The organism is Pseudomonas sp. IPO3778 (genome assembly GCF_013386825.1).
Classification (GTDB): domain Bacteria; phylum Pseudomonadota; class Gammaproteobacteria; order Pseudomonadales; family Pseudomonadaceae; genus Aquipseudomonas.
Genome location: NZ_JACARC010000090.1, coordinates 433 through 10,770 on the forward strand (window position 1 = coordinate 433; position 10,338 = coordinate 10,770).

Below are 10,338 nucleotides of genomic sequence, written 5' to 3' on the forward strand. Positions count from 1 at the left end.
GGTCCAAAGCCGGAGTGAGGGAACGCCGAGCCTAAGCGAGGCGCCGACAGGCGGGGCAGAGCCCTTTGGTTACTTTGGGGCTTTTCCAAAGTGACCCGCTGTAAGAGCGAAACCATAGGTGGCCGTTACCTAAACAACGGATATGTACACCATAAAAACCTCAAGAATAAGCCACCCGGGCAGCCCCAACCCCAAGCCCCTCCCGAAACGCCAGGTAATGCTTCAACACCTGCACCGGCGCCTCAATCTGCGGGTAGTGCCCAATATTCGCCAACAACACCGTATCCGCACGCGGCACCAGTTCACGATAGCGCTGAACCATGTGCCCACCAGAGATCGGATCAACCTCCCCATCAATCACCCGCAACGGCACTTCCCCCCGCTGCATGGCCCCCACCCACCGATCCCGCTGCTGCCGGCGCTGGGGAATATACGTAATCAACTTATGCAAAATCCGCGGCCCATCCTGGCTCTCGATCAAACTCCAAAAATCATCCAGCGCACTCTCGCTCGGCCGCGTAGCCGGCCCGAAAATCTGCACAAAACTGTTGGCCAGTGCATTGCGCCCAAACGCCCGCCCGATCATCCACCCCAACGGGCTCAGCAACAGTTTCTGCACCAACGCCGGACGATGGGTTTCAGGAAACAACCCACCGTTGAGAAACACACAGCTGGCCATCTGAAACCGCCCTTCGTAGTGCCGCGCCAACAACTCCTGCGCCACACTGTCACCGTAATCATGAGCCAGCACATGCACCGGCTGCTGCACCCAAAGATGCTCCAACAACGCTTGCTGCAAATCCGCCTGTTCCAGCAGGCAATACGTGTGGTCCAGCGGCTTGGCCGAATCGCCAAACCCCAGCATGTCGCAGGCAATCACCTGATAGCGATGGGCTAACGGCTGCCAGAGGTAATGCCAATCCCAACTGGCCGTGGGGAACCCATGGATCAGCAGCAACGGCTCGCCCTGCCCCGCCACCCAGTAACGAATGGTGCGGCCGCGAAACTCGAAGCTCTGGGCGCGCTGGCGCCAGATACGCAGCGGAATCTCGGCGAGTGGCATCAGCTTTTATACCCGGGGTCGAGTGCGTCCAGCTTGCGCAGCAACGCCGGCCATGCCAGCGCGCCGCCCATGCCTTGGGCGCTTTTGGTGACCCCGGCGATCATCGCCCGGGCACCGGCCAATATCTGTGGCGCAATGCTGATCAATTCAGCGCCACCGTTCTGCGCCATCACCTGGATATCGCAGGTGCGCTGGAAGGTGAACATCATCAGGAAGGTATCGGCGATGGTGCCCCCACAGGTCAGCAGGCCGTGGTTGTGCAACATCAGGAAGTTGTTTTCGCCCAGGTCCGCCTGCAAGCGGGCCTTTTCCTCGTGGTTCAGCGCCACGCCTTCGTAGGCGTGGTAAGCCAGGCTGGACAGCACGAACAACGACTGCTGGCTGATGGGCAACACCCCCTGTTTCTGCGCAGAAACGGCGATGCCGGAAGCGGTGTGGGTGTGCAGGACGCAGACCACGTCGTGACGCACTTCGTGTACCGCGCTGTGGATGGTGTAGCCCGCCGGATTGACCTCGTAGGGGCTGGCCATCAGCTTGTTGCCGGCCTGGTCGACCTTCACCAGGTTCGAGGCGGTGATCTCGTGGAACATCAGCCCGTAGGGGTTGATCAGAAAGTCTTCGGTGCCCGGCACCTTGGCCGAGATGTGGGTGAAAATCAGGTCGTCCCACCCATGCATCGCGACCAGGCGGTAGCACGCGGCAAGGTCGACGCGGGTCTGCCATTCGGCAGCGCTGACCTGATCTTTTACGCTGTGTGTCGATTGAACAGTGGCTAGGCTCACGGCAATGACCTCCTTGGCGCGTTTTATTATTTTTTTGAGTGAAGGGGCAATCCAGGCAGAAGAGGCAGTCTAGTCAGACCTGGACCCCGCCGTAGTTGCATTGGCAGCCAGCTTGATGACCGAACGGGTCAGTCCTGAGCATAGTTTCGATTTGTTGAAATTGCGTCAGAGAAGCGACGCCAATAAAGGCGCCGCGAACAGGTTGAGCAACCCGGTCAGCACCATCACCAGCCCCGCCACCGAGCCTTCCTCCCCGCCCACTTCATGGGCCCGGCTCACACCCGCGCCGTGGGCACCCACGCCAAACAGGGCACCGCGGGCCAGGGGCGTGCGCAATGGCAGCCACTTGAGCAGTACGCCGCCGAGCATGGCGCCGAACACACCAGTGAACATCACGAATACAGCCGTCAGTTCCGGCACGCCGCCCAGGTCGGAAGACACGGGCATGGCAAACGGCGTGGTGATCGAACGGGGCACCAACGACAGGGTGACCGAGCTGTCGAGGGCCAGCGCCTTGGCCAGGCCATAGGAGGTGGCGATGGACGCCGCGCTGCCCGCCACCATGCCCAGCAACAGGGCGGACCAATGACGCATCAGCAATTGGCGCTGTTGCCAGATGGGAATCGCGAACGCCACGGTCACCGGGCCCAGCACCAGCATCAGCCAGTGGGTGTCGGTGGAATATTCGGCGTAGGCGGTTTTCATGGGCACGGCCACCGCCAGCAACAGGGCGGGCACCAGAATCAGCGGCGACAACAGGTAGCGCCCGGTGCGCCGGTAGATCCAGCGGCTGAAACCATAGGCGCCGAGGGTCAGCGCCAGCCAGAACATCGGCATCAGTTCAAGCTTCATGGCGCAGCTTCCAGCGGCACACGAATTCCACGGTAAAGGCCGTCACCAGCATCACCGACAAGGTGCTGAAGCCGATCACCAGCATGATCCGCCAGCCGTCGTGGCGCACCAGGCCGCCGTAGTCCAGCAGGCTCATCAATGCAGGAATAAAGAACAGCAGCATCTCCGCCATCAGCACACCGGCGCCCAATTGCAGGGCCGCCGGTTTCACCAGGCCCGTGGCGAAGGTCAGCAGCAACAGGCCCAGGCCGACCACACCGCCAGGAATAGGCCAGCTCAGCCAGGCCGCCAATTGGCAGCCCAGAAAATAAATAGCCAACAGCACAATCAGTTCAGTCAACAACCGACCGACGACTTTGAAGGTGAAACGTTTCATGGGCTTTGGGTCCTCGCAGGGCTCCCATTTTAGAGAGCCCTCTGGCATCCCCACAGCGAATTGTTAGACTGCAAACTATTCCAAACTGGAATCAGGTCGATGGAATTTAAACAGCTGCGCAGCTTTGTCGAAGTGATCCATCGGGGCGGTTTTACCCAGGCCGGCAAAACCCTGCACATCAGCCAGTCCGCCGTCAGCAAGCAGGTGGCCCAACTGGAGCAAAGCCTGGGCACGCCGCTGCTGGATCGCCTCGGTTCGCAAATTCGCCTGACGGCCGCCGGCCAGGTGGTGTTGCAGCGGGCCGAGGCGATGCTGCGCCAGCAAGCCGAGTTGCTCAGCGAGCTGGATGACTTGAACCAGCTGACCCGCGGCGAGCTGCGCATGGGCCTGCCGCAGTTGGGCGGTGACACGCTGTTCGCCGGGCTGTTTGCCGAATACCGGCGGCGCTACCCGAATGTGACCATTCAGTTGCTGGAAGGCGGCAGCCGCAATATCGAACAGGCGATCCTGAGTGGCGAACTGGAAGTGGGCGGCAGCCTGATGCCCAGCGACCCGGCATTCGCCTGGCAAGCCTTCTGCGATGAGCCGCTGGACGCCCTGCTGCCGATGGACCATCCCCTGGCGGATAACGCACAGATCCGCCTGGAGGAATTGGCCGACACGCCGTTCCTGATGTACCAGCGCAGTTTTGTGTTGAACGACCGCCTGCTGCAGGCCTGTCAGCAACTGGGCTTTACCCCGAAGGAAAGCGGGCGCAGTGGCCAGGCGGATTTTCTCGCCGCCTTGGTGGCCGCCGGCCAGGGCGTGGTGCTGCTGCCCAGCGTGGTCGCCCGGGGCCTGGTGCGGCCCGGGGTGGTGCGTCTCACGCTCAAGGCGCCGGAATACCTGCGCTGGGACATTGCCTTTATCTGGCGTGAGGGCGCCTATCTGTCGAAAGCCGCCCAGGCCTGGCTGGCGTTATTGCGCGAGTTCCCGGTCAACCGCGCAGTGCAGTGACCAGCTCGGCCAGCCAGGGTTCGGCGTCGGCTTCCGGGGTCACGCTTTCGCTGGCGTCCAGGCGCAGCATCGGCAGCACTTCATGCACCCCCAGTTCCGCGAACAATTCGCGCATTTGCTCGCCGCCACCGCAGAAGGTGTCGCCATAGCTGGCGTCGCCCAGACCGATCACCGCGCCTGGCAAGCCACGCCAGGCAGCCGGAAGCTGGTCGCGAATGGTCGAATACAGCGGCTGCAGGTTATCGGGCAATTCGCCCATGCCGGTGGTGGAGGTCACCGCCAAAAAAGCCTCGGGGGCGAAGCCCTGCACGTCAGCCAGGGTGGCACGCGGGTTGTGCCAGGCGTCGAAACCGGCGGCGTTGAGGATGCTGGCAGCGTGGCGGGCAACTTCTTCAGCCGTGCCGTACACCGAGCCGGAAAGGATGGCGACTTTCATCAATCTGATCCTGTAACTGACTAAAAGCCTGGGATATTAACAGCTAGGACAAGTGGACAGGCTGCCGGCATGTCTTAAACTGCAAATTCCCAAGACAAGCCATGGACCGCTCAATGATTAACGCCAAGCTGATGCAACTGGTGATCAACGCCTCCAACGACGGCATCGTGGTTGCCGAGCGCGAAGGCAAGGACAAGCCGCTGATCTACGTGAACCCGGCCTTCGAGCGCATGACCGGCTACACCCTCGACGAAATCCTCTATCAGGATTGCCGCTTCCTGCAAGCCGGCGACCGTGACCAACCAGGGCTGATGGCAATTCGCGAAGCCCTGGACAGCGGCAGTTCGTGCCGGGAAGTGCTGCGTAATTACCGCAAGGACGGCACTCATTTCTGGAATGAGCTGTCGTTATCAACGGTTTACAACCCGGCCGACAAGCAGACGTATTTCGTCGGCGTGCAGAAGGACGTGACGCTTCAGGTCAAGGCCCAGCAGCGTGTGGCGCAACTGGAGACCCAATTGGCCGACCTCAAGGCCGAGCTGTCCGCCCTCAAGGCGACGAGCGGATCTAACAAAAACTAGAAACCGCGGTCTTTAGAGAGATAATGGCGTTTTAATACCTCAGCCTTGAGCAAGATCAATGCAACGCGACGCGCTTTTGACGCAGGACGAGCTGGATTTTATTCAGACCATGCACCATAACCCGCAACTCAACGTGCGGGACGCGTCGTCGAGCCTGACGGTCAACGGCGGTGCGCAGATTCGTGATCTGCTCACCCGCCTGGCCGCCCATGACCATGTCACCCTGCAGGCGCAATTCGACAACCAGCAAATGAGCTTTCCACTGCAATTGGTGGAAGACGAGTTTCATGCCGTGCATTTGCGGTTGGGTGTGCCGAGCATTTTCGAAGACGGCCCAATGATCCGCCCCTGGCGCCTGGCGCTTGAAGAACCGGTGCCGCTGGAAAACATCAAGGGGCAGCCTGCGGCACTGTGGGTGCATGAGGTGTCGTTCAAGGGGTTGCTGGTGGAGATTCGCGGGCGGATCAAGGCGCCCAGAACCTTTTCCCTGTGGTTCAGCCCGTCTGGCTACGAGCGCATCTCGGTGCGCGGCACCCTGGAGCGGGAAAATGCCCGGGGGTTGTTCGCCTACCGCTTAAGCCAGCATGACGTGGATGAAACCGAGCGCCTGCGCCAATTTATCCTGCAGCAACACCGCCTGTTTCACCCCGAAGTCCACGCCTGAAATCAGCTGTCCAGGCTGCCGCGCACAAACTGCTGCAGGCGGCGCTGCATCAATCGCCCGTCATTGCCCAGACAGCCGACCACCGACCCCTGCAGTTGCTCCTGCGCCAATTCCGCCGCATCGCCGGCCAGCAATAACGGGCAATCCAGGGTCAAGGCCAGTCGCTCAAGGCGCCGGGGAAATTCGTGGGTGGGCGAGTGATTGGAGAACACCACAAGGGCTTGCGGCTTGGTTTTTTCACAAATCAGCGTCAATTCATCGATCGGCTGGCCCACGCTCAGGACCTTGACCGCTAACTCATCGCCGCTCATCAACAGGCCTGCGACCAACAGCTCCAGCTCTCGGCATTCCCCGGCGATGGCCGCCAGCAAGACCCGTGGAGCCCCAGAGGCACAGCCTGTCTGCAGGCGTTTCCAGGTGCGGCTGCGCAGGAAGCCATCAAAAAACAGCCACTCGCTGGTTTGGCCAAAAAGCCCTTGGTGACGCAACAGTTCCTGCCAGAGGGGCATCAGGATGTCCTGGAAAACCACCGCGACCGGGTAGGCCGCGAAGACCTGGCCATACAACCGGTCCAGCTGCCGGTCGTCGAAGGCACCGACGGCCGTTCGCAGTTGCTGCTGCCACTGGCTCCATTCGTGTGCAGCCTCCAAGGGCGCAACGGCCCCTTTCCCGGCAGGCTGATCATCGCGGGCAAGGATCTTACCGACCTTGCTCACCGCCACGCCGCGCTCGATCCAGTCAAGGATGCGATGAACGGTCTCGATATCCGTGCGCGAATACAGACGGTGCCCGCTTTCGGTGCGAACCGGCTGGATCAGCCCATAACGCCGCTCCCAGGCGCGCAGGGTGACGGGGTTGATGCCTGTCAATCTCGCCACTTCGCGAATCGGAAACAACTCATCGGAATCAGCAGGATTGCCATGCGCCATATCAGGGAGGGGGGCAGTCATTACGGACATCAGGGCACTGATTCTTCGGGGGAAAGTTGGATCCTATTTAACGCCCATACAACTGTCTGATTCAAGGTCTTCGGTTAACCGACCAGTGCCGCTGGCGTATTTTTTCAAAACAGGAATAATCCTTGCCTGTTTTTTCAACGTGGCTGCTTACCCCGCAGCTTCGTTCGTGCGCCACCTACCCGGCCCAGCGCACCTGATCCTTATGGAGATACACAATGTCTACCTCCCCCGTTACCCTGATGGTTGCGCGTCGCGTGGCCAAAGGTCGTTATGAAGAGTTGATGGCCTGGCTGCGCGAAGGCGAGCAATTGGCCACGGACTTTCCCGGTTACCTGGGCTCCGGCGTGCTTGCACCGCCGCCCAACGATGATGAATTCCAGATTATTTTCCGCTTCGCCGACGAAAAAACCCTGCATGCGTGGGAGTTTTCTGCGTCCCGCAGCGCATGGCTGGGTCGTGGCAGTGAGCTGTTTGCGGCGCCGTCAGAGCATCGCGTACGCGGTATAGACGGCTGGTTTGGCGCCGCTGCGGCACGACCGCCGCGCTGGAAACAGGCCGTGGCGATCTGGCTGGCGTTTTTCCCGGTGTCGCTGCTGTTCAATTTCGGCCTTGAGCCGCTGCTCAGCGAGTTGGGTTTGTTGAGCCGCGTATTGGTCAGCACCCTCGCACTCACCCCGCTGATGGTTTACTTCTTTATTCCGTTGTCGACACACCTGCTCGCGAGCTGGCTGCACCCCACGCCGGCCCGCGTAAAACCGACCGAAGCCGCCGCTTGAGTACAAGGGAGGCCGCTCGCTGGTATAGTTTTAGCCTGCCAGCGACTCGAGCCTCCCATGCCTTCAACTCCCGCCCCGATCCTGATCACCGGTGCCGGCCAGCGCGTCGGCCTGCATTGCGCCCTGCGCCTTCTGGACGACGGGCAGCCGGTGATTTTCAGCTACCGCAGCGACCGTCCCGGCGTGCACACCTTGCGCGAGCGCGGTGCAGTTGGCCTGTTTGCCGACTTTTCCTGTGAGGCCGGTATTCTCGCGTTCATCGACGAACTGAAGACACACACCCAAAGCCTGCGGGCGATCATTCATAATGCCTCGGCCTGGGAAGCGGAAACGCCCGGCGACGAGAGCCGTGCCTTTGCCGACATGTTCAGCGTGCACATGCTTGCGCCTTACCTGATCAACCTGCATTGTTCTGACTTGCTGCAACGCTCCACCCCTGCGGATATCGTGCACATCAGCGATGACGTGACCCGCAAGGGCAGCCGCCAGCACATTGCCTACTGTGCCACCAAGGCCGGGCTCGACAGCCTGACGCTGTCGTTTGCCGCGCAACTGGCACCGCAGATCAAGGTCAACGGCATTGCCCCGGCCATGGTGATGTTCAACGAGGGCGATGACGCGGCCTACCGCGCCAAGGTACTGGCCAAGGCCGCCTTGGGCATCGAGCCCGGCCCCGAGGTGATTTACCAGAGCGTGCGTTACCTGCTGGATAACCCGTATGTCACCGGTACTACCCTGACCGTCAACGGCGGGCGGCATATCAAGTAAGCCGTTTGCGAGGATGTTGTATGACTTTATCCCTGCCCCACCACTACCGCGAAATTCTCAAGGGCCTGGGTGAAGACCCCGAGCGCGAAGGCTTGCTCGACACGCCAAAGCGAGCCGCCAAGGCCATGCAGTACCTGTGTCATGGCTACGAGCAAAACCTTGAGGAAATCGTCAACGGTGCACTGTTTGCCTCCGACAACGACGAGATGGTGATCCTCAAGGACATCGAACTGTATTCGCTGTGCGAGCATCATCTGCTGCCTTTTATCGGCAAGGCCCACGTGGCCTATATTCCGACCGGCAAAGTTCTCGGCCTGTCGAAGCTGGCGCGTATCGTCGACATGTTCGCCCGACGCCTGCAGATCCAGGAGAACCTCACGCGGGAAATCGCCGACGCCATCCAGCACGTCACCCAAGCGTCCGGCGTAGCGGTGGTGATCGAAGCCAAGCACATGTGCATGATGATGCGCGGTGTCGAAAAACAGAATTCAACCATGAACACCTCGGTGATGCTCGGCGCCTTTCGCGAGTCGAACACCACGCGCATGGAGTTCCTGCAATTGATTGGACGGAGCAAGTAGCAATGCCACAACTTCAGCCAGGCATGGCGCGCATCCGGGTCAAAGACCTGTGCCTGCGCACGTTTATCGGGATCAACGAGGACGAAATCCTCAACAAGCAGGATGTGTTGATCAACCTGACCATCCTGTATGCCGCCCAGGAAGCCGTACGCGACAACGACATCGACCACGCGCTGAACTACCGCACCATCACCAAGGCCATCATCGCCCACGTGGAAGGCAACCGCTTTGCCCTGCTGGAGCGCCTGACCCAGGAGATCCTCGACCTGGTGATGAGCAACACGTCGGTGCTGTACGCCGAAGTCGAAGTCGACAAACCCCATGCGCTGCGTTTTGCCGAGTCGGTGTCGATCACCCTGGCGGCCAGCCGCCAACCCTTACCTTTGCAGTGAGCACCATGAACGATCAACAACGCCTCGAACTCGAAGCCGCCGCCTTCCGCCGGCTGGTGGCCCACCTGGACAGCCGCAAGGATGTGCAGAACATCGACCTGATGAACCTCTCGGGCTTCTGCCGTAACTGCTTGTCCAAGTGGTACAAGGCCGAGGCCGACGAGCGCCAGATCGAGCTGAGCCTCGATGACGCCCGTGAAGTGGTGTACGGCATGCCGTACGCCGAGTGGAAAGCCCAATACCAGCAAGAAGCCAGTGCCGAACAGCAAGCGGCATTCGCCAAAGGAAAAACCCATGACTGACCTGAACACCCTGCGCGCCCGCCTCAACAGCGGCGAACACGCCTTCGCCGATACACTGGCCTTTGTTGCCGCCGGTTACGACTATCAGCCACAAGCCTTCACCAACGGCAGCGTGGAAAACGCCGCCGGGCAGAACGAAGGTTCGTGCAAGACCCTGGGCCTGGCGTTGCTGGAAGGCCTGAGCGACCAGGAAGCGCTGTTGGCCTTTGGCGAGCATTACCGTTCGGTACTGGCCACACCCGAGGGCAGTGACCACGGCAATATTCGTGCGCTGATCGAGCATGGGTTGGCGGGTGTGAAGTTCGCAGCGCAGCCACTGACCCGCCGCTGATTCAATTGGATAACCCGGTTTAATGTGGGAGCTGGCTTGCCTGCGATAGCGGTGTGTCAGCCAACGCCGCTATCGCAGGCAAGCCAGCTCCCACAGTGATTGGGTTAACACTTCTGGACTGCGGTGCGACATAAATCGCGGACATAAAAAAACCGGCCTCGCAGCCGGTTTTTTTATTTCTAGGGTTTAGAACGCAGCGTCCTTCTAACCGGAAAGCGCTGTTGGCCTTTGGCGAGCATTACCGTTCGGTACTGGCCACACCCGAGGGCAGTGACCACGGCAATATTCGTGCGCTGATCGAGCATGGGTTGGCGGGTGTGAAGTTCGCAGCGCAGCCACTGACCCGCCGCTGATTCAATTGGATAACCCGGTTTAATGTGGGAGCTGGCTTGCCTGCGATAGCGGTGTGTCAGCCAACGCCGCTATCGCAGGCAAGCCAGCTCCCACAGTGATTGGGTTAACACTTCTGGACTGCGGTG

16 protein-coding genes are annotated in these 10,338 nt (G+C 60.7%); 10 read left to right on the forward strand and 6 right to left on the reverse strand.

What is annotated here, in order from left to right; translation table 11 throughout:
- Positions 1-160 precede the first annotated feature (160 nt).
- The 4 genes from HX855_RS31575 to HX855_RS31590 form a co-directional block, all read right to left on the reverse strand.
- Entirely contained in the window at positions 161-1,063 is a 903-nt protein-coding gene (locus HX855_RS31575) for an alpha/beta fold hydrolase (protein ID WP_177091322.1), read from the reverse strand.
- On the reverse strand, positions 1,063-1,845 hold the full coding sequence (locus HX855_RS31580; protein ID WP_177091324.1) for a class II aldolase/adducin family protein: 783 nt from the start codon (positions 1,843-1,845) through the stop codon (positions 1,063-1,065). The genes HX855_RS31575 and HX855_RS31580 overlap by 1 nt, the downstream gene beginning before the upstream one ends.
- Positions 1,846-2,010: 165 nt before the next feature.
- The gene (locus HX855_RS31585; protein ID WP_177091326.1) at positions 2,011-2,697 is read right to left on the reverse strand and encodes an LrgB family protein; all 687 of its coding nucleotides are present in this window, start codon (positions 2,695-2,697) and stop codon (positions 2,011-2,013) included.
- Positions 2,687-3,073, reverse strand: coding sequence for a CidA/LrgA family protein (locus HX855_RS31590; protein ID WP_177091328.1), 387 nt, complete (start codon positions 3,071-3,073; stop codon positions 2,687-2,689). The genes HX855_RS31585 and HX855_RS31590 overlap by 11 nt, the downstream gene beginning before the upstream one ends.
- Positions 3,074-3,172: 99 nt before the next feature.
- On the opposite strand from HX855_RS31590, the gene HX855_RS31595 reads away from it, so the two are divergent.
- Positions 3,173-4,069, forward strand: a complete 897-nt coding sequence (locus tag HX855_RS31595) for a LysR substrate-binding domain-containing protein (RefSeq protein WP_076015003.1) — start codon at positions 3,173-3,175, stop codon at positions 4,067-4,069.
- Here the strand turns inward: HX855_RS31595 and HX855_RS31600 are convergent.
- Positions 4,050-4,505: a flavodoxin gene (locus HX855_RS31600; RefSeq protein ID WP_003208486.1), complete on the reverse strand. Its 456-nt coding sequence runs from the start codon at positions 4,503-4,505 to the stop codon at positions 4,050-4,052. The two genes, HX855_RS31595 and HX855_RS31600, sit on opposite strands and share 20 nt — an antisense overlap.
- 113 nt (positions 4,506-4,618) lie before the next feature.
- On the opposite strand from HX855_RS31600, the gene HX855_RS31605 reads away from it, so the two are divergent.
- A complete protein-coding gene (locus HX855_RS31605; protein ID WP_177091330.1) occupies positions 4,619-5,086 on the forward strand; it encodes a PAS domain S-box protein in 468 nt (155 codons plus the stop codon).
- A 58-nt stretch (positions 5,087-5,144) separates the two neighbouring features.
- The gene (locus HX855_RS31610) at positions 5,145-5,750 is read left to right on the forward strand and encodes a hypothetical protein (protein ID WP_177091332.1); all 606 of its coding nucleotides are present in this window, start codon (positions 5,145-5,147) and stop codon (positions 5,748-5,750) included.
- Positions 5,751-5,752: 2 nt separating this feature from the next.
- Here the strand turns inward: HX855_RS31610 and HX855_RS31615 are convergent, their stop codons facing one another.
- Complete coding sequence (locus tag HX855_RS31615) at positions 5,753-6,709, reverse strand: MerR family transcriptional regulator (RefSeq protein ID WP_375140100.1); 957 nt, start codon at positions 6,707-6,709, stop codon at positions 5,753-5,755.
- 215 nt (positions 6,710-6,924) lie between these two features.
- On the opposite strand from HX855_RS31615, the gene HX855_RS31620 reads away from it, so the two are divergent.
- The 7 genes from HX855_RS31620 (at position 6,925) to HX855_RS31650 (ending at position 10,212) form a co-directional block, all read left to right on the forward strand.
- Positions 6,925-7,485 carry an antibiotic biosynthesis monooxygenase gene (locus tag HX855_RS31620; protein ID WP_177091334.1) on the forward strand — a complete coding sequence of 187 codons (561 nt, stop codon included), beginning with the start codon at positions 6,925-6,927 and terminating at the stop codon, positions 7,483-7,485.
- A gap of 57 nt (positions 7,486-7,542) precedes the next feature.
- Complete coding sequence (gene folM, locus HX855_RS31625) at positions 7,543-8,253, forward strand: dihydromonapterin reductase (RefSeq protein WP_177091336.1); 711 nt, start codon at positions 7,543-7,545, stop codon at positions 8,251-8,253.
- A gap of 20 nt (positions 8,254-8,273) precedes the next feature.
- Positions 8,274-8,834, forward strand: coding sequence for a GTP cyclohydrolase I FolE (gene folE / locus HX855_RS31630; RefSeq protein ID WP_177091338.1), 561 nt, complete (start codon positions 8,274-8,276; stop codon positions 8,832-8,834).
- A gap of 2 nt (positions 8,835-8,836) precedes the next feature.
- The gene (gene folX, locus HX855_RS31635; protein ID WP_177091340.1) at positions 8,837-9,226 is read left to right on the forward strand and encodes a dihydroneopterin triphosphate 2'-epimerase; all 390 of its coding nucleotides are present in this window, start codon (positions 8,837-8,839) and stop codon (positions 9,224-9,226) included.
- Positions 9,227-9,231: 5 nt separating this feature from the next.
- Positions 9,232-9,528: a DUF1244 domain-containing protein gene (locus HX855_RS31640; RefSeq protein WP_008432302.1), complete on the forward strand. Its 297-nt coding sequence runs from the start codon at positions 9,232-9,234 to the stop codon at positions 9,526-9,528.
- Complete coding sequence (locus HX855_RS31645) at positions 9,521-9,859, forward strand: HopJ type III effector protein (RefSeq protein WP_177091342.1); 339 nt, start codon at positions 9,521-9,523, stop codon at positions 9,857-9,859. Before HX855_RS31640 ends, HX855_RS31645 begins: the two co-directional genes overlap by 8 nt.
- A gap of 143 nt (positions 9,860-10,002) precedes the next feature.
- On the forward strand, positions 10,003-10,212 hold the full coding sequence (locus HX855_RS31650) for a HopJ type III effector protein (RefSeq protein WP_309139827.1): 210 nt from the start codon (positions 10,003-10,005) through the stop codon (positions 10,210-10,212).
- Positions 10,213-10,338 lie beyond the last annotated feature (126 nt).